Here is a 21,493-nt window from a genome sequence, read left to right on the forward strand (position 1 = left end):
TTTTTTTTTTTTTTTTTGTTGTTTTTTTTTTTTTGTGGGGGGGGGGGGGGCCGGGTGGGCGGGGGGGGGGGGGGGCGGGGGGGGGGGGGGGCCCCCCCCCCCCCCCGACGATGTCGAGACGTCATGCCCTGGGAACGAGCACCGGCTCGGGCCGAGGGGCGGCCGGGGCGCTCTCGGGGTTGATACGGGGCAGGCGACGGTCGAGCCAGCCCGGCAGCCACCAGTTGGCGCGGCCCATGAGCGCCATGGCTGCGGGTACGAGGACCATCCGTACGATCGTCGCGTCCAGCACGATCGCGGTGGCCAGGCCCAGGCCCATCATCTTCACCAGCGGCGAGGGGTTGGCGACGAAGCTGAGGAACACCACCGTCATGATCAGGGCGGCCGAGGTGATCACACGGCCGGTGGCGGCCATGCCGCGGGCCACCGACTCGGTGGTGTCGCCCGTGGCGTCGTACTCCTCCCGGATCCGGGAGAGCAGGAACACCTCGTAGTCCATGGACAGGCCGAAGAGGACCGCGAAGAAGATCGTCGGCAGGGGCGAGGCGATCGGGAGGGTCGAGTCGAGGTTGAACAGGTCCTTCAGCCAGCCCCATTGGAAGACGGCGACGACGACGCCGTACGCCCCGCCGATGGACAGCAGGTTCATCACGGCCGCCTTCACCGGGACGGCGATGGAGCGGAACACCAGCATCAGCAGCAGGAACGAGGACAGCAGGATCGCGGCGACGAACACCGGCAGGGTGTCGGAGAGTTGCCGGGTGAGGTCGTCGGTCATGGCTGTCAGGCCGGACACCGCCACGTTGTCGGGGACCTGGTCGCGGATGCGCTGGAGGGTGTGGGAGGTCGCGGCGGCGGCGGGGGCGGTGGTGGGCAGGACGGGCAGTACGAGGGTGTCCTCGGCGGAGTTGAACCGGGGCTCGCCGACCGAGGCGATGCCGGGGTCGGCGGCGATGCTCTTGGCCAGGGCAGGGACGGCCTCGGCGTCCACGCCGGGGCGGCGCAGGTCGGCGACGATCAGAAGCGGGGCGTTGAAGCCGGGGCCGAATCCCTCCGCGAGCAGGTCGTAGGCGCGGCGGTGGGTGGTGGTGGTCGTGTCGTTGCCCGCGTCCGGGAAGCCCGTCTCCATGCGCAGCGCGGGGGCGGCCAGTGCCAGCAGGACCGCGGAGGCGGCGAGCAGGTGGCGCCACGGCCGGGCGGAGACGCGGTGGGCGAAACGCCACCACGCCGTGTCCTGGGGCTGCTTCACGGAGCGCTTGCGGCGCGCCGGGCGTCGCCCCTTGTGAATGCGGTCGCCCAGCAGGGACAGCAGGGCCGGCAGCAGTGTGAGAGCGGTCGCCACGGCGAAGAGAACGACCAGCGAGGTGCTCAGGCCGACCGAGGTGAGAAAGCCCAGGCCGGTCAGCGCGAGGGCGGCCATCGCCACGACGACGGTGCCGCCGGCGAACAGGACGGCCGCGCCCGACGATCCCATGGCGTTCGACAGCGCGGTGTGGTTGTCCTGCCCGGTGGCGTGGTTCTCGCGGTAGCGGGCCATGATGAACAGGGCGTAGTCGATGCCGACGCCGAGGCCGATCATCGCCCCGATGGTCGGGGCAGCGGTGGAGACGTCCGTCGCGCCCGCCAGCAGCATGATGCCGCCCAGGCCCGCGGCGACGGCCACCAGGGCGAGGGCTATCGGGACGAGCGCGGCCACGATCGTGCCGAACGCGACGACCAGCACGACCAGAGCGGCCAGCAGGCCTCCTGCCTCGGCGCCGGAGGTCTCGGTCTCGGCGTTGATGAAGACGGCGTCACCGCCCAGTTCGGCGACGACGCCGTCGCCGCGTGCCGGGTCGATCGCGTCGGTCAGCGCCCGCAGTTGCTCGGGGCCCACGTCCGTCGCGGGTACGTCGAAGACGATCCGTGCGAAGCCGATACGCCCGTCGGGCGAGAGCGCGTCGCCACCGGCGAACGGACCGGAAACGTTGGCGACATGGTCCACGTCGGCGATCCGGGCGACTGCGCCGTCGACGGCGGACCGGTGGCGCTCCAGCCGTTCCCCTTCCGGTACGGCGAAGACCGCCATGGCGCTTCCGCCGGACGCCTCGGGAAAGCGCTCCTCCAGCAGCTTCATCGCCTCCTCGCTCTGGCTGCCGGGAGCGGCGAAGTCGTCGGCGAACGAGCCGCCGGCGGCGCCGGCCAGGGGCAGTACGAGGAGCAGTGCGGCCACCCAGGCGGCGATCGTGGCCCAGGGGCGGCGGGCGCTCGCGTCGCCGATGCGACGGGTGAGTCGGTTCATGGCTGTGTGCTCCTGTCGGAGGGGTGCCGTCCGTTGCCTGTCTGCGGCGTGTCGGGGCGGGAGTCGTGAGCGGTTCCATCGTGGGCGGCCGCTCCGGTGCTGTCCCCCGCCGCCGGAGGGGTTCGGCGCTCCCGCACGGGGCGGGGCGGAAAAGGCGGTGCCTCCCCCGCCGGGGGGAGGCACGGATCCGTCTGCAGGCGGGTGTCGGGGGCTTCGACCTGGAATTACGATGAGCTGCCCGGTGCGGCCGATGGCCGGGTCCGATGACCGGCGCCGGAGCACCGGACCTCTTTCCAGGGGGGATCCAGGGGGATGATGAACCGCACGGCGCTGTCTTCCCGGCAGCCGGTCCGCAGCAGCGCGTCGGGCAGGTTCCGTGGCCCGTTCGCCCGCTGGCCGCGCGCCGCGGACGCCGTCCTCACGGTCGCCATGTTCCTGGCGACGGTGTTCACGCAGGAGGGCCCGGACAACACGACAGTCACACGCTCCCCCGCCGACGTCCCGGTCCCTGTCCTGCTGCTGTTCGCAGTGGCCACCGGCGCGTTGTACCGGCGCCGGCGGGAACCCGTCGTGGTCCTGGGGGTGGCGATGGCCTCCTATGCCCCGACGGTGGGCAGCAGCTTCGCCAACCTGGGAGGGGCCGTGCTCATCGCCCTGTACAGCGTCGGCCGGCACGCGGCGGACGCCCGGTGGGGCTACCTCGGCGTCGTCGGGGCCGCCGCCTGCGTCACCGTTGACGGCCTCATGGGTTCCCTCCCCTGGGGCGAGATCGTCTTCGGCTGCCTGGTCATGTTCGTGGTCTGGTACGTCGGCCGGCGGCTGCGGCTGCGTGCCGAGCGCGCCGAGCAACTGCGCCGGGAACAGGCCGCGCAGGCGCAGCGGATCGCCGCGGAGGAACGCACCCACATCGCCCGCGAACTCCACGATGTCGTCGCCCACCGGGTGAGCATGATGACGGTGCAGGCGGGCGCGGCCCGTATGGTGGCCGCCGACGACCCCCAGGGTGCCGTGGAAGCGATGGCGGCGGTCGAGGAGGCGGGACGCCAGGCACTGGACGAACTCCGGCACCTGCTCGGGGTGTTGCGCCCGGCGGCCGACCGCGACAGGCTCGGCCCCCAGCCCGGGCTCACCGACCTGCCCCGGCTCGTGGAGCAGGTCCGCGAGGCCGGTCTGGACGTCTCGGTCACCGACAGCATCCGGGCTCCCCTTCCGGCGCGCGTGGAGCTGTCGGCGTACCGCATCGTCCAGGAGGCGCTGACCAACGTGCTCAAGCACAGCGGGCCTCGGACCCGCGCCGAGGTGCGTCTGCGCGGCGACAAGGAAGGCATCACCGTGGAGGTCCTCGACGACGGCCGCGGCGTCGCCCCGTCCGTGCCGGGCGCCGCCCGCGAGGGTACGGGCGGCCACGGGATCGTCGGTATGCGGGAGCGCGCCCTCCTGCTCGGCGGCACTCTCGACGCGGGGCCGTGCCCGGGTGGCGGATTCCGGCTCACCGCTCGCCTGCCCGTCGCCGAGGAGTCCGCGTGAGTATCCGCGTCGTCGTCGCCGACGACCAGGCACTGGTCCGCCGGGGTTTCACCATGATCCTCCGGGTCGACCCGGACATCGAGGTCGTGGCCGAGGCCGGAACCGGCCTCGAAGCGGTCCAGGCCGCACGTCGGCTCCGTCCCGACGTGATCCTCATGGACATCCGCATGCCCGAAATGGACGGCCTCGAAGCGACCTCCCGCATCCTCGGCGAAGCCGACTGGACCGTACGCGTCCTGATCCTGACCACGTTCGAGCCCGACGAATACGTCTACGAGGCACTGCGCGCCGGTGCCAGCGCCTTCGTTCTCAAGGACATCCCGCCCGAACAGCTCGCCACCGCCGTGCACACGGTCGCGGAGGGCGGAGCGCTGCTCGCCCCGTCGGTCACACGACGGCTCATCGGCCAGTTCACCGAACACCGCACCGTCAACACCGCCGTCGCCGGCCGCGTGGAGCGGCTCACCGAACGCGAACGCGAGATCGTGATCGCCGCCGCCCGGGGCGCGAGCAACGCGGAGATCGCCGAGCAGCTCTTCATCGGTCCCGCGACCGTCAAGTCACATGTGTCGAGCATCCTCACCAAACTCGGCCTGCGGGACCGCATTCAGATCGTGATCTTCGCCTACGAGAGCGGACTCGTCGAAACCGGGCACCACGACATCGGCCACTGAACACACTGGGGCGCGCGGTCGGTTCGATTCCAGAGCGCGCCGCGCCCGGGGCGGAAGGGCCTGGATCCAGCCTTGTTGCCAGGCGTGGTGGGCAGCGGCGTGGCGGGTGGGCGTGCCCAGTTCGGACATGGCGGGGCGGAGAGGTGGTTGCGGGCCGTGCCGGGGGGGCAGATGGACCGCGGCGGCGATCTCGGCGAGCGGACCGGACCGTTCGCACACACCACCGCATCGGCCAGCTTGATCAAGTACGAGACGCCGGGACGGACCACGGCGCGGCGACCACGGAACTCGCTCCCATGGCGAGCAGCGCCGCGGGAAAGCCCAGCTGCTCACCGGGCAGCCGGGTGCCGATGCCGGCCAAGTGGCAGGAGGAGAGGACGACCGTCGTCCCGCGTCGCAGGTCGTGTCCGAGGAGTGCGGACAGGGGCAGGGGTCGGCCCAGCGGTACGACGGAGTCCAGCGGATTCTGCGGGTCGAGGCAGCCATGGCCGGCGAGGTGGATGAGATTGGCGGACGCCATCAGGTCCGACAGTTCCTGCGGTGCGGCTTCCGAAAGGGCAGCGGAACCGGGAACCGGGGGACCTGGTGAGGCCGCGCAAGCGGTCCCCGTCGTCCTCGGTGGCGGTGGCTTCGCCTCCTCCCGGAGAATCATGGGCTTCACCCCGTGCACGGCTGCCACCTCCCGGGCCTCCGGAACGGTGAAGGGGATCGGCCCGGCGCCCGCACCGTCGTCGTACCAGGGATCGGCCACGACCAAGGGATCGACGCGGGACGGCCGGGGCCAGGCACCCGCGAACATCAGGGCGTTGCCCGAAGGCGCCACGGTGAGATCCATGAGGCCGCAGACCGGGGTGCCGGTGTCGTCCACCGGCGCCGTGTAGAGGGGGAGCCGTGCACTCCCTCCCAAGGGGACCAAGGCGACGCGCGCACCCACTGCGTCCAACAGGGCAGAGTCGACAACGAACGGCCGTCAGGTCGCCGCCGCGGCAGGAGCGGATCAGGACGTGGCCGCCGGTCCATCGTCCCAGCAGTGTCCGGTAGCCGTCCCACTTCGGTTCGGCGGGCGTGCCCCGGGGCGAGTGCGGGGTCCGACGTGGGGGTAGTGAGCATCAGCTCCGGCAGTGACCAGGACGAGGACATCGTCGATGTCTTCCGCCGTCGGGTGCCAGAGGTCGTCGGTGTCGCCCGGTCAGCGAATCCGGGGGCAGCGCGTTGTCCGGATGCGCTGTGCACGTACGTGACGGCGACGTTGGGATGGATGCCGAAGAGCCGGACCCGGTGGACGGGATCGGCGGTTTGCTGGGCCTCGCAAAGGATGCGGTCGGCCCGTACCTGGCGGGGCAGCAGTCCGATCTGATCGAAGGCGGTCCGAAGGGCGCACGCAATAACTGAGCTGAGCAGATGCCGGGTGCCGGGTGCCGGTAGGAGTTGGGGGGTGATGAGCAGGTGCGGATTGGTGGCCTGGGCCAGCGGCACCGACGCTCACGCTCGACGAGATCGACGCGGTCGGCCGCCACCGCGGCGGCGGCCTCGGCGGCGGTCGACGAGCGCGGCCACGAGGTGGGCGCTCAGGCCGTCGAGATACGTGGTGTGTGCGTGTGCTCGCCTCGGTGGACCGCCGGCATTCGCCGGACCATGTCGGAGTCGGCCAAGCCGAGGGGGCGACCTCCACGGCACGGCGTAGATGGCTACCAGGCCGACAATGAGCCGCGCGGCGGGTCCGTCGAGCCGGTCCAGGGCGCCGGCCAGGCGGTCGCTGGACAGCGGCAGCGGCAGGTGGACCACCGCACTCGACGGGAAGCCTGCCTTCGTGCAACTCCTGGTGTCCCGGGAGATGTGGGAGTCGGACGACGACGGCTCCGTGACGCCCTGCGTCCCAGGGCGCGCGCCGAGTTGCCGCGCACCGTCATCCAGTGGACCGGCAAGCCGCTGTCAGACGGCTACGTCGACGAGCTGCCGGTGTGGGCGGAGTACGCGGCGGCGGTGGTCAGGCGGCGCTCTTCTTGCGGCGGCGCCCAACCCGGGCGAGCGCGTCGACCAGCTCCTCCCGGCTCATCCTGGACCGGCCCTCGATGCCGTGCTCGGTGGCCTGCTGGTACAGCTCCGTCTTGCTCGACTGCCGCAGCTCGCTCTTCCCCCCACCCCGTCGACGTCCGGTCGCCGAGGCGCGGGCCGCCTTCGACGGGGCCTTCTTGCCGGCGGTCTTCTTCCGCCGCGTCGCGGACGGTTTCTGCTCTCCGGCGCCCTGAGCCTTGTCGAGGCTGCCCTGCAGGGCCTCGGCGGGCACTTCCTTGCCGGTGCGTTCGTTGACCCGTCGGTTTCGGATCCGGTCGGCGGTGTTGCGCTGCAGCTGGTGGAAGTGGACCGTGTGGTCCTCCATCGCGGTGAAAAGCCCAACCGGGGCGCTGACCATCCCGAACGTGATCACACCGGTCCAGATCGCGCGTGCCATGGCCGCACACTCCGTTCCTGTCTGCCCGTCGCGTTGTGGGATGGCGCCGTGTCCCCATCTCACGGCCGATGTTCTGCTGGCGCCCTTCATGAGACACCGCAGGTCAGCGGCCTGCACCTCGGTGACAGCTTCGACGACCGGACAGGACGGCGAGGCTGACGAGCCGGACAGGGCGTGAGACACCGCAAGGAGCCACAGCTCACCGCCACGCCGTCGGACACGAGCCGCGAGACCTTATACGCATCCGCCACGGATGCTCCTGCCGACCACGCTGGCACTCCTGCAGCGAGAACGCGCGCCGGGCACAGGCGACAGGAGCGGACGACGGGGCGTGCACCACGACGGGCGCCGGGACACTTCGGTAGCCGGGTTGCCGCCTACCTGCTGCGTGCGCTCAGGCGTTTCACCTCCTGCGCAGCCTCGCGCGCTTCCCGCTCGGCCCGGGCGCGTGCGTCGGCGGTCGCGCGGCTTTGTTCCTCGGCCTCCTGCTGTTCGTGGTCGGCTCGCTGGAGTTCTTCCCGCGCCTGTTGCAGTTGCTGCTCGGCAGCGGACACCTGCTGCTGGGCCTGGTCGTGCCGGTCACGGGCCCGCTGCAGTACGACGTCGGCGTCGGCTTGTTCGGCGCGCTTGTCGCGCAGCCGCTGCGCGGCCGCTTCGGCTGCTCTTTGGGCCCGATCGAGCTGCTCCTGCCTCTGGCGGCGCCGTTCGGCGAGTTCGTCCTTCGTCCGTGTGCGCGCCGACGGCGGTGCCGTGGGTGGGGTCGGCTTGTGCGGGGCGCCGGCCGCCGGGGCAGTGCCGGAGGGAAAGTCCGACGGCGGGGTGAGGGCGCCCTCCAGGCGGCCGCCGGCCCACCGGTCGGCGGCATCCGGATCAGCGAGCACGGCGCGCAGAGTGGATTCGACGTCCTGCTGCACGCTGGCCGACAGCCGGTGCCCGGCTTCCCGGGCAAGCTGTGCAGCCTGCCGGGACAAGTCGGAAACGATGCGCCGCCGCTGCTCGGACAGCTCCTTGATCCCGGTGGCGTCCAGGGTGCGGTACACCTCGCGCAAAGCCCGCCCCAGTTCCAGGAACCGCCGGCTCTCCTCTGGCCGAGAGCGCCGCAGCAGGTTCGCGGCCCAGGCCGCCCTGGTGGGGCGGCGGGCGCCACGGATGCGGCGGGCGTCGTCGGCCCGTCCGGCCGCCTTGGCCGCGGCCGCCAGTTCCTCACGACGGGCGACGAAGTCAGAAGGCGGCGTGGTGTAGAGCTCGTCGAGCACTGCTTCCGCATCGTGCCCTGCGCCACCCCGCACGCCCTTGTGCTTGTTCAGCGTTCCCACACCTCTGGCCCGCCCTTGTCCCACTCGATCCACTCCGACTCGGCGACATCCAGTTCGTCCCAGCCGGTCAGGCCGACGTTCTGCAGGAACACGGTGTCGATGCACACTTTGCGGCCACCCGTCTCAGACGGCGGGTAGACGATCACGCGGCGCTCGGACATGGCACCAGCCTCACCCGCGGCCGGTGGCCCCGCATCCCGGCCGCCCCCATTCTTGAATCTTGCTGCCCGGGCCTGGGACATGAGAGCGAACCCGGTGCTGCACACCGGTCGGCAACTGCGTGGGCGTCTCGGAGAGGTCCTCCAGAAGGAGCTCACAACGGCAGGTGGTCACCGCTCCGGTCCAGTTGGCCGCTTTGAGCACCACAGTCGGCCACCCTGAGCATGGGATACGTGGCCATCCGTGGTCATATACGGCTGCTGGCCGTCCTCGGTCAGTCCCAAGTGAGTTCTTTGAGGCCGAGGTGGACGGCGCCGGTGTCCTCCAGGTAGTCCGTGAGCCCCAGGCCCCAGCGCGCGTGCCTGGCTGCTGATCGAGTGGCCCGTCAGCGCCGAGGCTCCGACCGATTACTGGCTGTCCAACCTGCCGGCCGACACCCCGATCGCCCACCTGGTCCGTCTGGCCAAGGTCCCCTGGCACATCGAGCACGACGCATCGAGCACGACGACCACGAACTCAAACAAGGCCTGGGCCTGGACCACTTCGAGAGGCGTTCCTGGCCGGGCTGGCACCACCACGTCACCCTCGTGACCGCCGCCCACGCCTTCCTCACCGAACAGCGCTGGCCCCACAAGTCCCCGGACCGGTCTCACCCTCTACCAGGTCCTCGACACCTTCCAGGGCGTCCGGAGGTACTGGACCGACGTCTGCACCACCCGCCACCAAGCCCTGCCCGGCGGGTCACACTCAAGACCAAGAACGAGATGGACCTTACGGATCCTACTAGGCTCCCATGCCCATGGAGACGGGGGAGCCGGACCGCGGTCGCAGGCCGTGGCGCGACCGGCTGGTCAGGAATCGTGCGATCGCGGCCCTGCTCGCCGGGACAGCGGGGCCGGCCGTTCTGGGCGCGGTGCTCGTGGTCCTGCCGGGTGTGGTGGTCGACCACGATCTCGCCGGGGCGAGCGTCGCTGCGCAGGACCGGCTGAAGGCGGTGAACGACGTCCGTACGACACTACTGCAGGCCGTGGGCGGCATGGTCGTACTGTTCGGCGCGTACGCCACCTGGCGGCAACTGCGCGTCAGCCAGGACAGCTTGCGTGCCACCCAGGAGGGCTATGTCACCGACCGGTTCAGCCGGGCCGTCGATCAGCTCGGCAGTGACAAGCTGGAAACACGCATCGGTGGGCTCCACGCGCTGTGGCGGATCGCGGAGCACTCCGCCCGCGACCGCGAGGCCGTCATCTCCATCCAGGCCGCTAACCTGCGTACACACCTGCCCTGGCCGTCCGCCGGACCGGAAGCTCCAGCGGCGGACGTGCCCATCAACGACGTCGTGCCGCTGGAGGTCCGTGCCGCCGACGCCCAGGTGGCGCTGACCGGGCTCGGCGTGTTGATGCTGCAACCCCGGGAGCAGTCCTGGGTCAACCTCAGCGTCACGGACCTGCGCCGGGCCGACTGCGACGGGCTGTGGCTGCACGAGGTCAACCTCGACCGGTCCTGTATGGAGGCGGCTGGCCTGTACCACGCCAACCTGACGCAGGCGTCTCTCGTCTCGGTCAACCTGCGGCACGCCGACCTCAAGACGGCGATCCTGCGCCGGGCCCGCTGCGTTCTGGCTGACCTGCGCGGCGCACGGCTGGTCGAAACGGACTTGCGTGACGCGGACTTCACCGAGGCCGACCTGCGCGAGGCGAACCTGCGGAAGGCGGACGCAAGCGGCGCTCTCTTCCGCCGCGCCGACCTGCGCCTGGCCGACTTGCGTGGCTCCGACTTGAGCACGGCCGACCTTCTCCAGGCACGTCTGACCGGCGCGGTGGCCAGCGAGCATACTCGCTGGCCGGCCGGTTTCGACCACACGACCGCCGGCGTCGTTGTTACCGAGGACCCCGGCCCCGAACCTCCGCCACTGCTCCAGCCCTCAGGGATAACGACGCAGCACCCGCCCCTGCGGTCCATGCCGTGACCGGCCCGGGTGAAGACCGTTGCGCACGGGAGGGCCTGGCCGACGTAACTCCTTCTCTCTGGCGTCCGTGGTCAGCTTGTGGCGGCGTTCTGCCCGGCGGCACGGGCCCCGGTCCTGGTACTGGCGAGCCGGTAGGACTCAGTGCCGGCCTCGATGATGTTGCCGCCGAACGTGAGCCGGTCCACGATGGCCGCGCCACCCCGCGGGTCAGTAGAGGTCTTCCCCCCCCGGCGTGCTCATCGACCAGCCGGTCGAAGATCCGCTTGACGGTGTGCCGCTGCTTGCGCGGAGCGTCCAGGTCGATCCGCAGGATCTGGTCGATCAACGGCTTGGACGCACCCAGCCGTGTCCCACGAGGCCGTGTTCTCTTCCGGGTTCCGGCCGGACCGACTCCAATGCCGCTTTGACCGTGCGGAATCCGACACCGCGCTCGCGCATCAAGGCCCAGTAGGACATACCTGACCGGGCATCACGGCGGATCGCCGCGTACAGATCGACCTTTGACGTCGGTGACGCCATCGCAGCCTCATCCCGCAGAGCACCTCGATGCTCCCACCGTCGAGAACGGCCGGTGGAGGTTGCCGCCGACCTTGCCCGAATCGCGAGGCGCGGGTGTGACGCCGGCGAAGGCCGCCAGGGCGTCCGGGGCGGGCTTCGACCCGCCTGCCGCCCGGTCGAGTTCGTCGGTGAGCGCCGGCTCCCAGTCCTTCAGCAGCGTGTTGCTGCCAAGCCGCTGCTTGCCCACCCCGTGCACACCGACGATTCGCGCCATTGCCTTGTTCCCCCGAGCCTTGCGAGTCTCTTCACTCTGGATGAGTGAATCCGATGTCCTCTTCCAGCCTCCGGTGGTGCCGAGTCCGGGAATGATGTGGAAACCTCCCACCCAGGTTCAGGGCTTGCCGACGAAGTCCAGGAGCATGCTGTTGAGTGCGGCGGCCCGGGCGAACGGGAGGCTGTGGTGCGCCAGGCCGGGGAGTACTGCGGTCTCGACGTGTGGCAGGTGCAGCCGCGCCGCCGCTCGACGCGCCGATCGGACAGCCTCGTCTAGGGGCGGTCGTGCACAGGGATGTCGGGCGCGAAGTGGGCGACGGCGGCAACCAGTCGGTCCTTGTCGAAGCGCCACCCGGTCACCGCCCGGGAGGTCATTGCGACATCGGCTGACACCGGAACGACGTGCTTCAGGGCGGCACGGGCCTCCGGGCCGTCCCCGGGCAGGGCCGGAGCCCCCTCTCTCCGGATGACTCCGACATAGGGCAGGGAAGCACTGCCCGCGGCTTGGTGCCAGAGCACGAAACCTGTGATGTCGTCCCAGGGCACATGGGTCGTGGTGGCCCTGTACCGGGCGGGGCTCCCGCCAAGGAGCACACCTGTCTCGTCCACCCGGAACGCGACCTTGCGGCTCAGTGCCACGTACGCCATGAACAGCCCGCCCGCGCCGAACAGTGGCAGGCCCAGTATTTGCGCGAACAGCGGCACGTCCGGGAGCAGCAGGACCGCGGTGAAGACTGCGGAGAGTGCTACGACTCCAGTGGTTCTGAGGTCCCAGCCGTAGCGCGCCTGGTACACGGGGGAGAGGTTTTCGGCCATAGCCGGATCATGCAACGGTCGACCCCTCAAGGGAAGCCCGGGTGAGCCGGGACACGGTGGCTGGAACCAGATGCTCACAGTTCAATCCAGTGGTGCGCGGGATTCCAAGACCCTGGCGGTGAAGGCCGTCAGGTGAGCCCGCATCTGCTCACGAGTCATCCGCTGCTGGCCGACGAGGTGTTCGACGAGGTCGGCGCGGGTAGCGGCAAGCAAAGCATGCGCAGTGAAATCGCTGGGTTCAGATCAGGTGCGTACGAGGGCAGTTGGAACACGGTCAGCCAGTCGGTGGCGTCGATGAACTACGGCGATGAACTACCCCGGGAAGGTGATGCCGCACAGTCTGCGGATCTCGTCCATGGCCCGGAGCGTGGTGACGGAGTCGTCCAGTGGCCGCAGTGGGGTCTCGCGTCGGCCGGCGGTGATGCACCGGGCGGCTTCGGCTGCTTCGAAGTGCAGGCCGTCATGGGCCGTGCGGGGCTCGTTGAAGGTCAGTGGTGTGCTGCTGCCGGACGGGGTGAGGAGGAGGTCACCGGGTTGGTAAAAGGGGCCGGGCAGGCTCAGCGTGGCGCGGGTGCCGGCGATGGTCGCGATCATGGGTGTGTCGCTGAGGAGCGTGGTGTGGACGACGGCCTGGTTGCCGTCGGCGTCGCGGAGGATCGCGGACGTCTGGCCGTTGACCCCGGCGGGGTGTGGCTGCCCCTGGGCCAGGACCTCGGTGGGGGCGCCCAGAACCCACGTGGCGAGGGAGAGCGGGTAGGTGCCGAGGTCGAGGAGAGGGCCGCCGGCGAGCCCGGGGCGGAGAATGCGGTGGTCCGCGGTGAAGTGCTCGCCGTATTCGGCCAGGACGGTGCGGATGTCGCCGAGTACGCCGGATTCGAGGATCTGGCGTACGACGTCGAACTTGGGCAGGAAGAACGTCCACAGGGCTTCCGCGCAGAACAGCCCACGTGCGGCGGCGAGTTCGGCGATCTCCGCCGCCTGGGCCGCGTTCAGCGCGAGGGGCTTCTCGACCAGTGCGTGCTTGCCGGCTTCCAGGGCGAGGCGGGCCCAGGGGAGATGGGCGGCGTGCTCGGTGGCCACGTACACGACATCCACGTCCGTTGCGGCGGCGAGGTCGTCGTACGAGCCGTAGGAGGCCGGTACGTCGTGGCGGTCCGCGAAATCCTTGGCGCGGGTGGCGTCCCGGGACGCGACGGCCGTGAAGCGCTGGCGGGTGTGGCGCTGGACGGAGCGGACGAAGCGTTCGGCGATCCAGCCGGTGCCGAGCACGCCCCAGCGCAGGGCTGGCGCCTGCATCGGGTCGGGGGTGCGGGCGGCGGGCAGGGCGGTCGGGAAGGCAGGCATCGTCGCTCAGACCTCCGGGACCTGGACGGCGATGGTTCGGCCGCCGTTCTTCATGGACGCGATGACGGCCTCGGCCACAGCGGAGGCCACCAGGCCGTCGTGCGCGGTGGCCAGCGGTGCGGGCTGCTTCCGGGCGACGGCATCGGTCCATGCCTGCAGTTCGAGCCGGTACGCGTCGGCGAAGCGCGGACGCCAGTCGGCGGGGTACGCGGTGGACCGTCTCCGGCCGGAGTCGGCCACGACCCGTGCCGGGTCGGTCAGGGCCAGCGTGCCGTGTTCGCCCACGATCTCGCAGCGGATGTCGTAGCCGTATCCGGCGTTGAGGAACGTCTCCACGGTGGTGAGGGCGCCGTCGGCCGTGCGCAGCAGCACAAGCTGCGGGTCCCGGAGGCCGGCCACCGCCGACGTGGGACGTGCGGCGTGCCAACTCACCTCGGTTACGGGGGAATCGAGCAGCCAGGGGACGGTGTCGAACTCGTGAATGGCCGACCCGGTGACACTGAATTCGTCGGTGCAGCCCGGGGCGGAGGAGACCCCGCGGCTGACACAGCGCAGCATCAGCGGGGCTCCGCAGTTGCCCGCGGCGAGGGCTGCCTTCAGCTCCGCGTACGCGGGATCGAAGCGGCGCATGAAGCCGAGTGAGACGAGTCCGCCGCCTGCCTGCCGTTCCGCGTGGACGACGCGGACGCATTCCCGCGTCGTGGGTGCGAGGGGCTTCTCACACAGCACGGATTTGCCGGCCGCGACGGCGGCGATGGCGAGGTCTGCGTGGGTGGAGTCGTGCGAGGCGATCACCACCGCGTCCACGTCCGGGGCCGTGATCAGCGCGTGGGCGTCGCCGGTCGCCCGTGCGCCGGCCGCGGCGGCGGCCACGTCGGCAGCCCGTGCCCGGTCGACGTCGGCGACCATCGTGACCTCGGCGCCGGAGACGTAGCGGTGCAGGGTGGTCACATGGTCGGCGCCCATGTTGCCCGCGCCGATCACCCCGATGCGTACGGTGCTCATGCCGGGCTCACCCACGCCCGCCGCTCCGCGGAGCGCGCCATGGCGTCCAGCGCCCTCGCACTGGCCACGGCGTCGTCCAGGGTGGCACCGCACGGGGTGCCTTCCGCGACGGAGTGCAGGAAGCGGTGGGCCTCGATGACCTTCAGGTCGTCGTAGCCCATGCTGGTGGCCGATCCGGGCTGGAACGCGCCGTACTCGCCGTGGCCGGGGCCGACGTACACGGTGCTGACGGGCTGGTCCTGGTAGGTCGTGCCGCGGCTGACGCCCAGCTCGCCCATGCGGCGGAAGTCCCAGAGGACGGCGCCCTTGGTGCCGTGCACCTCGAAGCCGTAGTTGTTCTGCTCGCCTACCGAGACCCGGCAGGCCTCCAGGACGCCGCGTGCTCCGGAGGCGAAACGCAGCAGGCAGTTGACGTAGTCCTCGTTCTCGACGGGGCCGAGGTCGCCGCCGGTGGCCAGGGTGTGGCCGGCGGTGGCGCCGGTCGGGCGGGCCCGCTCGGGCACGAAGACCGCGGTGTCGGCCGTGAGCGATTCGATCTCGCCGAGCAGGAAGCGGGCCAGGTCGACGCCGTGCGAGGCGAGGTCGCCCAGGACCCCGCTGCCGCCGCGCTCGCGTTCGTAGCGCCAGGTCAGGGCGGAGTCGGGGTGGGCCGCGTAGTCGCTGAACAGACGGATACGGACGTGGGTGACGGTGCCGATCTCGCCGGAGGCGATCAGGTCGCGGGCCGCTTCCACGGCGGGTACGTTGCGGTAGTTGAAGCCGACCGTGCCCTGCACGCCGGCCTTGGCGGCCGCGTCGGCGACCGCACGGGCGTCCTCGGCGGTCAGGCCGACCGGCTTCTCGATCCAGATGTGCTTGCCGGCCTCGGCCATGGCGACGCCGATCTCGCGGTGCAGGAAGTTCGGCGCGGTGATGCTGACCGCCTGCACGCGCGGGTCTGCGGCCACCTCGCGCCAGTCGCGGACCGCGGACGTGAAGCCGTACTGGCTCACCGCCTCCTCGGCCCTGCCGGGCACCTCGTCGGCGACGGCGACCAGGTCGGGCCGTACGGTCAGCCGCGGGAAATGGTGCGGCAGGCGCGCGTACGCCTGGGTGTGCACCCGGCCCATCCACCCGAATCCGACGACGGCGACGCCGAGCGTATTCACCATGACAGCCCTTCTTTGGACCGATCCAGAACTTGATGGCCACCATGAATCTTCTTTCTTGCAGGTGTCAAGGCTCTTTACAGGAGTGGACAGGGCATGGAACGGTCCATATCCATGAGGGCTCCGACCATCCGTGACGTCGCCGCACGGGCCGGCGTGTCAAAGTCCCTGGTCTCGCTGGTGCTGCGCGGTGCCGATGGCGTACGTCCCGAGAAACGGGCCGCCGTGCTCACCGCGGTCGAGGAACTCGGCTACCGGCCCAACGCCGCCGCGCGGAGTCTCAGCGAGCGGCGTACCCGCACCGTCGGTGTTCTGCTGAACGACATGCGCAACCCGTGGTTCGTGGAACTCCTCGACGGACTGAACTCCCGGCTGAACGACAGCGGTCTGCACATGCTGCTGGCCGACGGCCGGCTGAACCGGCGCCTCGGGGAGGACCTCACCCGCACGTTCACCGAACTGCGTGTGGACGGGCTGATCGCCGTCGGAACCCTGCAGGACCCCGAGGCGCTGCGCACCGCGGCCGGCCGGGTCCCCACGGTCGTCGCCGGTGCCCGCGAACCGGTGCTGCCCGGTGTGGACATCGTCGCCAACGACGACGAGCAGGGGGCTCGCCTGGCCACCGAACACCTCATCGGCCTCGGTCACCGGCACATCGCCCACATCGCGGGGCAGGGCGCGGTCGGCGACCTGCGCCGCCGCAGCTTCGAGGCCACCATGCGCGCGCACGGTCTGGCCGGCACGGCAGTGGTCGAGCAGGGCGACCTCACCGAGGAGGGCGGCTACCGGGCCACCGTCCGGCTGCTGAGCCGCGCGCAGCGGCCCACCGCCGTCTTCGCGGTCAACGACATGACGTGCGTCGGCGCGCTGTCGGCGGCCGAGGAGAGCGGCCTGGAGGTTCCCCGTGACCTGTCCCTCGTCGGTTACGACAACACCTACCTCTCCCGCTTGCGGCATCTCTGGCTGACCACCGTCGACAACGCCAGCCACGACGTGGGCCGACGTGCCGCCCAGCGGCTCCTGGACCGCTTCGACGACCCGGACCGCCCCCGCGAAGTCGACCTCACCGTTCCCTTCCTCGAGGTACGCGGCACCACGGCACCGCCCGTGAGCGGCACATGAGCGGTCAGGGGCTGGGGGTGGCGGGACGCACGGATGACGGCCGGCGCCTGCGGACCGCGCGGACGGCGGCGCCCAGGACGGCGGCGTTCATGAGCGCACCGAACGCGATTCCCAGGTGGAAGGGGGCGTCGGTGGGTGTCCGGCCGAGCGCGACGGTGAACAGCAGGTTCAGCGGTGCGGTCAGCAGCATGGGCGCGACATAAGCCATGGAAGGCCATGGAAGCGTCGGCGTGACTCACGGAAACGTCTTCGTAGAGAGCGAATCCGGCCGTGATCAACTTCCTGTCGACTGTCCTCAACGCCCTTCCCGCCGCACCCCGGACAGCGGTCGGCTACTGCGGGCCCACCGTGCGACGTCCACTGTCGCCGGCCGCGCGCCCCGGGCCGACGCGAACCGTTCCGGCGCCGCACCCGCATCCATCTCCGGCCCGCACGGTCAGCCCGGTCAGCCCGGTCAACTCGCCATTCCGGCAGGCTGATTCCCCGATACGGCGCGACAAGGGCTTCGGCCTGTCCGTCCGGGCTTCGCAGCAGCTCGTGCTCCGGCCAACCGGGCGACGCCTGGGCCGACGCCGAACTGCGCCGACGTCCGCCCCCTAACGCACGGGCACGACAGCGACGGGGCAGTCGGCGTGGTGCAGGACTGCGTGCACGACGGTGCCCAGCCGCAGCCCGAGTCTGCCCTCGACCGGATGGCGCGGCAGTACCATCAGGCCGGCCCGAGCCGATGCCTCCACCAGGGCGGCGGCGGGCGAGTCGACGATCAGCTCGGTGTCCACGTGCACTTTCGGGTACTCCGCGACGGGACGGGCGGCATGGTTCAGGAGCTGTGCGTGAGCATCCCGCTTCTCCTCGAGGATGCTGGCCTGGGGCAGCGCGAGTCGGGTCTGCGCGAGCGGCCTCCAGGCATGGATCAGACGCACGCCGGTCTGCCGTAGCTCGGCCTCGGCGAGGGCGAACCGTACGGCTTCCTCGTCCCGGTCGTCGCGTACGCCGACCACGATGCCGTTGCCCGCCGCCATCCCCGTGTCCCCGCGCACCACGACGACCGGTCGGTCGGCGTGAGCGGCCACCTTCCTGCTCACCGAGCCCAGCAGCAGCCCGGCGAAGCCGCCGCGCCCACGGCTGCCGACCACGATCAGGTCGGCGTCCTCGGCCGCCTTCAGGAGGGCCTCGGCCGGATCGACACGGGCGAGGACGGTCTCGATCAGCAGGCCGGGGTGGGCGACCCCGAGCCGCGCCCGCGCGTCGTCCAGCGCGCCGGTGGCCGCCTTGAGGACCTGGTCCGTGAGGCCCACCCCGGTCTCCCCGTACGCGGAATCCGCGCTACGGCCGACGGAATGGACGACCCTCAACGCACAGCCGCGCAGCTCCGCCTCGATGGCCGCCCAGTCCACAGCGAGCCGGGAGTGCGAGGTGTCGTCGATCCCGACAAGCACGGTGCCGGGCCGACCGCCGCCGGTCACTGTGCCTCCAGAACTCGGTACCGCATGCGTCTTCGCTCCTTCCTGAGCACGCACAGCGTCGCCATCGCTGTCACCACGCACCGCGCCCGGTCGCGGCTTCTCCGTGAGCGACAGCGCGTCCGCCCGAGGAGGCGTCCCTCCGGGGCGGTGACGGGAACAGCCCGCCGTCGGCGCAGTACGCGATCACAGGCCGGCCCGTGTCCAGCCGCTCGGGAGCCGCCGGTCCATCGGCCGCGTCGGCATCGCTCCAACTCCCTCCGGACGTCTTCGCCGTCCCCCGGCGGATGCCACTCGGCAAGGTCCTCGGCCGGGTACCCACGAGCCGGTCCCCCAGACGGCGGGGGTCACGCCCCGCGCCTGGCCCATGTCGCGCCACAGGTTCTCGAACTCGGTGAACGGATTCCAGTCCCACAGTCCCCCGCCCGGACGGCGCCGCTGTTCCAGAGGGCCGCCGGTGTGCTGCACGGGCAGATTCACGACATGCCTCCTTCCTCGTACTGACCTGTGCCGGGTATCCGAAGCACGAGGGACCACACTCTTCCGGCAGTCAGGGGAAGAGCGAGGCTGCCGAATCGTCCACAGCCCGCTGCAGGTGGTCGGTTGAAATCTTGGTGACCGCTCGCACCGCACCCGGCTCCCTCTGGCCCTGGGGTAGAACCACCCACGCTTCGTGGTAACACGGCGCCTTGCGGTGCCACACGGGTCCTGCGTGACGAAGCCGATGTGTCGAGAGGGCTCCTCGCGATCGTGGCTGCGATCCTACATATCCCACACCAGCCACCTCCTCTTCGGAGGAACCCGCGTGGAGACGGGTACGCGGGACCCATCGAGGAACCTTGGGGCGCGGCGAAACGTACAGGTTGCACCACGTCGCGGAGCGGCGGCGGCAGACCCTCTCGCCGACGGCGTCCTCCCATCCTCGCCCCGATCACGGCGTAAGCCCTCTCGCGAGGGGAGCACCGACATGACGGACCGCGCAGACATCGTCACCACACTGACCGAACACCACCGCGAACTGGAGCGGACCCTCACGGAGGTTCTGAGGCTGCCGGCCGACGACCCTCGGCGCAGAAGCCGCCTCAAGCAAGCCGCCCTCACTCTGGCGTGCCATACGGCAGCGGCGGAGCGCCACCTGCACCACGTCGTGCGCCGCTACGTGCCCGACGACGGCGACCGGCTCGTGCAGCAGCAGGTCCAGGATCTGCGCCGCGCCGAAGAGACCATGAAGGACCTGGAGCTCACCGACACCGACAGCGGCGAATTCGACCCTCTGGTCCGGCGGCTGCTCACGAGAGTGCGCCGCCACGGCGAGCACAAGAACACGGCCCTCTTCCCACGGCTGCGTACGGCTGCTCCACCCGAGGTGCTGGCGCTTCTCGGCGACGCGGTCCGCCAGGTCCAGGCCGAGGCCGCCGCCCTGCGGAACGAGGTGGAACGCTCTTCCCGCCCGGACGTGACCGACCGGATGCAGGCCGCGCTCGCCCCGAAGAGAGCCCGGACAACGGCGTACCGACAGGCCGAGCAGCTCGACGAGTTCCTCACCGGAGGAGCGCAGCTGTTGGAAATATGACCACCCGGCAGTACGGCGCAGATGACGCCCCGACACTGAATACGGCAGTGATGCTCACTTCGTGGAGAGGCCACCCCTCGACGCTCAGAGGCACATTGTGGTCACCTCGTGGGTGAGGGGGCAGCTCCGTCCGGGTGCCGTGGCTGTGTCCTGGCCACACGCTGCGGACCTCCGGCGTCACCGCGGGCGCTTCAGAGATGCGGGTGCGCCGGCGTGTGCGTGGTCTCCTCGATCTCGTGCGCGGCCTTGCGCAGCAGCCGACGGGCCAGGTCGTTGAGCGCCCGGGCCGTGGCGAGCTCCTCGCCGACCCGGCTCTGCGCCGGATCATCGGGATTGCGCCGGGACCGCCCGCGGGCCGTGAGCCGCGTCGTATCGGGCAACCGCAACGAGGCGGTCGCCTCGCTCTTGTCGTCGGTCCGCTCGATGTCCAGGTCGATATGCCAGTTGAGGTGTGCCTGCATGGCGGTCACCTTCCCCGTACGCCCATCGCCGTGCCTCGCAACGAGTTCCCCGGCCCCGGGCCCCCATGCGCAACGAATCGGCGCCGTACACAGCGGGGCAGCGCCGTCGTGTGCCCCGCAAGATCCCGGGTAGTCGTACTGCTATACGACTAACTCCTAGAGGAGGTGACTCGGATGCTCATCATCGGACTGCTCCTCCTCGGGGTCACCGGCGCCTTCACCGGCCTGGTGATCGCCGACAACCTGTCCGGCGGCCCCGAGTACACCGTGTCGGTGCTCGATCAGGACATCGCCACCATGAACATGCTCGCCGTCTTCAGCTCCGGCCTCGCCCTGGCACTGATCTTCTGTCTGGGCCTGGCCATGGCGGTGAGGGGGGCGGGGCACCACCGTCGCAGGAGCCTGCGGAGGCACCGGGCGCAGGGCGACTCCACTCGGCTGGACGAGAAGACGGGCCCGGACACCCGGGCCTGAGCGACGAGCGGGGCAGCAGGCGGGGCGCCTCGACGCCGAGCGACAGCACCGCGGCACGTGCTGGACCTACCGGTGCCGGCGGGGGTCAGCCGCCATGCAGGCCGAACAGCAGCCGTACGTCCGCGGCGTCGACGGCGACAGCGTCCGGCGAGCCCGGGTCGACGGTCGGCGACACGTCGTCGCCCGGCCGCACAGCGGCGAGGACGCCCAGTCGTACCCGCCGGCAAGGCTGCACGGACGGCAGCGCGGCCGCCATCGTCGCCTCGGAGGTGAACACCGGGACGAACGGGCCCTCCTCCCGGTGCCGGACAACGGCCACGGGAACCGCGGCACCGGGCTGCCCCGGGTCGGCCTCTTCCGTCTGCGGCACCAGCACCTCGCTCTCGGCGAGGGCATGCACCCAGGCCGGTATCGGGGCGTGGTGGTCATCGGCCAGGGCGTCGAGTGCCTTGCGGATGCGTGCGGCGATCGACTCGGCCGACGAGTCGGTCATACGGCACTCCCCCACTTCCGCTTCGCCGGTTCAGGGACGGGACACCAGGTGGCGCACCCGTTCCGCGGTCAAGGTCAGGGCGTCGGGGTCGCCCACGTCGATGACCATGCCGAGATCGTCCGCCGGCCAGTAGGCCGCGAGCAGCGCCATCGGCACCTGCCGGTAGCCGGTGGTGCCAGGCAGGGTGCGCGCCATCCTCAGTTCCGACGTGAACACGGGCACCCGCGGCTCATGAGCAGGGTCCTCGATCACCGGCAGAGTCAGCGTCTCCGGCCTGTCCTCCGGTACGTCGTCCATGTCGGGCGGCACCGGCACCAGGACGTTGCTGACGGCCAGGGTCTCTAGAGCGGCTGCGTCCTCCGGATGGTCGGCCAGGGTCCTCAGCGCCCGCTGGGCCGCGGGGATGGTGTTGTCCGACGGGTAGGTGTTGTTCACGGGAGTGTCCATG

Annotated in this window: 23 protein-coding genes and 3 pseudogenes; 8 read left to right on the forward strand and 18 right to left on the reverse strand. The window is 70.9% G+C overall.

The genetic code is table 11. From position 1 onward, the window contains the following. Positions 1–121: 121 nt before the first annotated feature. Positions 122–2,281, reverse strand: coding sequence for an MMPL family transporter (locus ACWD3C_RS34065; protein ID WP_451150036.1), 2,160 nt, complete (start codon positions 2,279–2,281; stop codon positions 122–124). A 312-nt stretch (positions 2,282–2,593) separates the two neighbouring features. Between ACWD3C_RS34065 and ACWD3C_RS34070 the strand changes: the two genes are divergently transcribed. After that, complete coding sequence (locus ACWD3C_RS34070) at positions 2,594–3,808, forward strand: sensor histidine kinase (protein ID WP_451150037.1); 1,215 nt, start codon at positions 2,594–2,596, stop codon at positions 3,806–3,808. Further along, the gene (locus ACWD3C_RS34075; RefSeq protein WP_451150038.1) at positions 3,805–4,482 is read left to right on the forward strand and encodes a response regulator; all 678 of its coding nucleotides are present in this window, start codon (positions 3,805–3,807) and stop codon (positions 4,480–4,482) included. The genes ACWD3C_RS34070 and ACWD3C_RS34075 overlap by 4 nt, the downstream gene beginning before the upstream one ends. 241 nt (positions 4,483–4,723) lie before the next feature. On the opposite strand, the gene ACWD3C_RS34080 is transcribed toward ACWD3C_RS34075, so the two are convergent. Next, positions 4,724–5,416, reverse strand: coding sequence for a CHAT domain-containing protein (locus ACWD3C_RS34080; RefSeq protein ID WP_451150085.1), 693 nt, complete (start codon positions 5,414–5,416; stop codon positions 4,724–4,726). 320 nt (positions 5,417–5,736) lie between these two features. On the opposite strand from ACWD3C_RS34080, the gene ACWD3C_RS34085 reads away from it, so the two are divergent. Further along, positions 5,737–5,874 carry a hypothetical protein gene (locus ACWD3C_RS34085; protein ID WP_451150039.1) on the forward strand — a complete coding sequence of 46 codons (138 nt, stop codon included), beginning with the start codon at positions 5,737–5,739 and terminating at the stop codon, positions 5,872–5,874. A gap of 595 nt (positions 5,875–6,469) precedes the next feature. On the opposite strand, the gene ACWD3C_RS34090 is transcribed toward ACWD3C_RS34085, so the two are convergent. The 3 genes from ACWD3C_RS34090 to ACWD3C_RS34100 all read right to left on the reverse strand — a co-directional run bounded on the left by ACWD3C_RS34090 (position 6,470) and on the right by ACWD3C_RS34100 (position 8,411). Further along, positions 6,470–6,934, reverse strand: coding sequence for a Ku protein (locus ACWD3C_RS34090; RefSeq protein ID WP_451150040.1), 465 nt, complete (start codon positions 6,932–6,934; stop codon positions 6,470–6,472). Between the two features lie 377 nt (positions 6,935–7,311). Continuing rightward, entirely contained in the window at positions 7,312–8,250 is a 939-nt protein-coding gene (locus ACWD3C_RS34095) for a hypothetical protein (RefSeq protein ID WP_451150041.1), read from the reverse strand. Beyond that, positions 8,238–8,411 carry a hypothetical protein gene (locus ACWD3C_RS34100; RefSeq protein WP_451150042.1) on the reverse strand — a complete coding sequence of 58 codons (174 nt, stop codon included), beginning with the start codon at positions 8,409–8,411 and terminating at the stop codon, positions 8,238–8,240. Before ACWD3C_RS34100 ends, ACWD3C_RS34095 begins: the two co-directional genes overlap by 13 nt. Before the next feature lie 364 nt (positions 8,412–8,775). Here ACWD3C_RS34100 and ACWD3C_RS34105 point away from each other — a divergent pair. Next, positions 8,776–9,091: pseudogene (locus ACWD3C_RS34105) on the forward strand (IS701 family transposase); the annotation flags it as partial. Positions 9,092–9,208: 117 nt separating this feature from the next. Continuing rightward, positions 9,209–10,375 (forward strand): pentapeptide repeat-containing protein, encoded by a 1,167-nt coding sequence (locus ACWD3C_RS34110; RefSeq protein WP_451150087.1) that lies wholly within the window; start codon positions 9,209–9,211, stop codon positions 10,373–10,375. Positions 10,376–10,446: 71 nt separating this feature from the next. Here ACWD3C_RS34110 and ACWD3C_RS34115 read toward each other — a convergent pair. From ACWD3C_RS34115 to ACWD3C_RS34145, 7 genes and pseudogenes are all read right to left on the reverse strand, one after another. After that, positions 10,447–10,596, reverse strand: a pseudogene (locus tag ACWD3C_RS34115) (IS21-like element helper ATPase IstB); the annotation flags it as partial. 305 nt (positions 10,597–10,901) lie between these two features. After that, positions 10,902–11,147 carry a hypothetical protein gene (locus tag ACWD3C_RS34120; protein WP_451150095.1) on the reverse strand — a complete coding sequence of 82 codons (246 nt, stop codon included), beginning with the start codon at positions 11,145–11,147 and terminating at the stop codon, positions 10,902–10,904. Between the two features lie 272 nt (positions 11,148–11,419). Beyond that, positions 11,420–11,962 carry a hypothetical protein gene (locus tag ACWD3C_RS34125; protein WP_451150043.1) on the reverse strand — a complete coding sequence of 181 codons (543 nt, stop codon included), beginning with the start codon at positions 11,960–11,962 and terminating at the stop codon, positions 11,420–11,422. An 81-nt stretch (positions 11,963–12,043) separates the two neighbouring features. Then, positions 12,044–12,196, reverse strand: a pseudogene (locus tag ACWD3C_RS34130) (TetR/AcrR family transcriptional regulator); the annotation flags it as partial. Between the two features lie 78 nt (positions 12,197–12,274). Next, entirely contained in the window at positions 12,275–13,306 is a 1,032-nt protein-coding gene (locus ACWD3C_RS34135; protein ID WP_451150044.1) for a Gfo/Idh/MocA family protein, read from the reverse strand. 6 nt (positions 13,307–13,312) lie between these two features. Next, positions 13,313–14,311, reverse strand: a complete 999-nt coding sequence (locus tag ACWD3C_RS34140; protein WP_451150045.1) for a Gfo/Idh/MocA family oxidoreductase — start codon at positions 14,309–14,311, stop codon at positions 13,313–13,315. Beyond that, entirely contained in the window at positions 14,308–15,462 is a 1,155-nt protein-coding gene (locus ACWD3C_RS34145; RefSeq protein WP_451150046.1) for a Gfo/Idh/MocA family protein, read from the reverse strand. Before ACWD3C_RS34145 ends, ACWD3C_RS34140 begins: the two co-directional genes overlap by 4 nt. Before the next feature lie 111 nt (positions 15,463–15,573). Between ACWD3C_RS34145 and ACWD3C_RS34150 the strand changes: the two genes are divergently transcribed. Then, a complete protein-coding gene (locus ACWD3C_RS34150; protein WP_451150089.1) occupies positions 15,574–16,581 on the forward strand; it encodes a LacI family DNA-binding transcriptional regulator in 1,008 nt (335 codons plus the stop codon). A 4-nt stretch (positions 16,582–16,585) separates the two neighbouring features. Here the strand turns inward: ACWD3C_RS34150 and ACWD3C_RS34155 are convergent, their stop codons facing one another. The 3 genes from ACWD3C_RS34155 to ACWD3C_RS34165 form a co-directional block, all read right to left on the reverse strand. Beyond that, the gene (locus tag ACWD3C_RS34155) at positions 16,586–16,789 is read right to left on the reverse strand and encodes an SCO4225 family membrane protein (protein ID WP_451150047.1); all 204 of its coding nucleotides are present in this window, start codon (positions 16,787–16,789) and stop codon (positions 16,586–16,588) included. Between the two features lie 388 nt (positions 16,790–17,177). Beyond that, the gene (locus tag ACWD3C_RS34160) at positions 17,178–18,047 is read right to left on the reverse strand and encodes a universal stress protein (RefSeq protein WP_451150048.1); all 870 of its coding nucleotides are present in this window, start codon (positions 18,045–18,047) and stop codon (positions 17,178–17,180) included. 183 nt (positions 18,048–18,230) lie between these two features. Further along, entirely contained in the window at positions 18,231–18,524 is a 294-nt protein-coding gene (locus ACWD3C_RS34165; protein WP_451150049.1) for a hypothetical protein, read from the reverse strand. A 487-nt stretch (positions 18,525–19,011) separates the two neighbouring features. Between ACWD3C_RS34165 and ACWD3C_RS34170 the strand changes: the two genes are divergently transcribed. After that, a complete protein-coding gene (locus tag ACWD3C_RS34170; protein ID WP_451150050.1) occupies positions 19,012–19,617 on the forward strand; it encodes a hemerythrin domain-containing protein in 606 nt (201 codons plus the stop codon). Between the two features lie 191 nt (positions 19,618–19,808). Here ACWD3C_RS34170 and ACWD3C_RS34175 read toward each other — a convergent pair whose 3' ends face one another. Continuing rightward, entirely contained in the window at positions 19,809–20,078 is a 270-nt protein-coding gene (locus tag ACWD3C_RS34175) for a DUF1876 domain-containing protein (protein ID WP_451150051.1), read from the reverse strand. Positions 20,079–20,252: 174 nt separating this feature from the next. Between ACWD3C_RS34175 and ACWD3C_RS34180 the strand changes: the two genes are divergently transcribed. Continuing rightward, the gene (locus tag ACWD3C_RS34180; protein ID WP_451150052.1) at positions 20,253–20,552 is read left to right on the forward strand and encodes a hypothetical protein; all 300 of its coding nucleotides are present in this window, start codon (positions 20,253–20,255) and stop codon (positions 20,550–20,552) included. 85 nt (positions 20,553–20,637) lie between these two features. Here ACWD3C_RS34180 and ACWD3C_RS34185 read toward each other — a convergent pair whose 3' ends face one another. Beyond that, a complete protein-coding gene (locus ACWD3C_RS34185; RefSeq protein WP_451150053.1) occupies positions 20,638–21,045 on the reverse strand; it encodes an SseB family protein in 408 nt (135 codons plus the stop codon). Positions 21,046–21,075: 30 nt separating this feature from the next. Then, entirely contained in the window at positions 21,076–21,492 is a 417-nt protein-coding gene (locus tag ACWD3C_RS34190; protein WP_451150054.1) for an SseB family protein, read from the reverse strand. Position 21,493 lies beyond the last annotated feature (1 nt).

This window comes from Streptomyces sp. NPDC002845 (assembly GCF_053591955.1).

What these genes read in the sequence shown, in the direction of transcription:
- ACWD3C_RS34185 (WP_451150053.1), bottom strand. Translation starts at nt 21,045, where the DNA reads ATGACCGACTCGTCGGCCGAGTCGATCGCCGCACGCATCCGCAAGGCA.
- ACWD3C_RS34090 (WP_451150040.1), bottom strand. Translation starts at nt 6,934, where the DNA reads ATGGCACGCGCGATCTGGACCGGTGTGATCACGTTCGGGATGGTCAGC.
- ACWD3C_RS34170 (WP_451150050.1), top strand. Translation starts at nt 19,012, where the DNA reads ATGACGGACCGCGCAGACATCGTCACCACACTGACCGAACACCACCGC.
- ACWD3C_RS34190 (WP_451150054.1), bottom strand. Translation starts at nt 21,492, where the DNA reads ATGGACACTCCCGTGAACAACACCTACCCGTCGGACAACACCATCCCC.
- ACWD3C_RS34145 (WP_451150046.1), bottom strand. Translation starts at nt 15,462, where the DNA reads ATGGTGAATACGCTCGGCGTCGCCGTCGTCGGATTCGGGTGGATGGGC.
- ACWD3C_RS34180 (WP_451150052.1), top strand. Translation starts at nt 20,253, where the DNA reads ATGCTCATCATCGGACTGCTCCTCCTCGGGGTCACCGGCGCCTTCACC.
- ACWD3C_RS34070 (WP_451150037.1), top strand. Translation starts at nt 2,594, where the DNA reads ATGATGAACCGCACGGCGCTGTCTTCCCGGCAGCCGGTCCGCAGCAGC.
- ACWD3C_RS34120 (WP_451150095.1), bottom strand. Translation starts at nt 11,147, where the DNA reads ATGGCGCGAATCGTCGGTGTGCACGGGGTGGGCAAGCAGCGGCTTGGC.
- ACWD3C_RS34100 (WP_451150042.1), bottom strand. Translation starts at nt 8,411, where the DNA reads ATGTCCGAGCGCCGCGTGATCGTCTACCCGCCGTCTGAGACGGGTGGC.
- ACWD3C_RS34155 (WP_451150047.1), bottom strand. Translation starts at nt 16,789, where the DNA reads ATGGCTTATGTCGCGCCCATGCTGCTGACCGCACCGCTGAACCTGCTG.
- ACWD3C_RS34135 (WP_451150044.1), bottom strand. Translation starts at nt 13,306, where the DNA reads ATGCCTGCCTTCCCGACCGCCCTGCCCGCCGCCCGCACCCCCGACCCG.
- ACWD3C_RS34175 (WP_451150051.1), bottom strand. Translation starts at nt 20,078, where the DNA reads ATGCAGGCACACCTCAACTGGCATATCGACCTGGACATCGAGCGGACC.
- ACWD3C_RS34110 (WP_451150087.1), top strand. Translation starts at nt 9,209, where the DNA reads ATGGAGACGGGGGAGCCGGACCGCGGTCGCAGGCCGTGGCGCGACCGG.
- ACWD3C_RS34150 (WP_451150089.1), top strand. Translation starts at nt 15,574, where the DNA reads ATGAGGGCTCCGACCATCCGTGACGTCGCCGCACGGGCCGGCGTGTCA.
- ACWD3C_RS34065 (WP_451150036.1), bottom strand. Translation starts at nt 2,281, where the DNA reads ATGAACCGACTCACCCGTCGCATCGGCGACGCGAGCGCCCGCCGCCCC.
- ACWD3C_RS34125 (WP_451150043.1), bottom strand. Translation starts at nt 11,962, where the DNA reads ATGGCCGAAAACCTCTCCCCCGTGTACCAGGCGCGCTACGGCTGGGAC.
- ACWD3C_RS34140 (WP_451150045.1), bottom strand. Translation starts at nt 14,311, where the DNA reads ATGAGCACCGTACGCATCGGGGTGATCGGCGCGGGCAACATGGGCGCC.
- ACWD3C_RS34085 (WP_451150039.1), top strand. Translation starts at nt 5,737, where the DNA reads ATGGATGCCGAAGAGCCGGACCCGGTGGACGGGATCGGCGGTTTGCTG.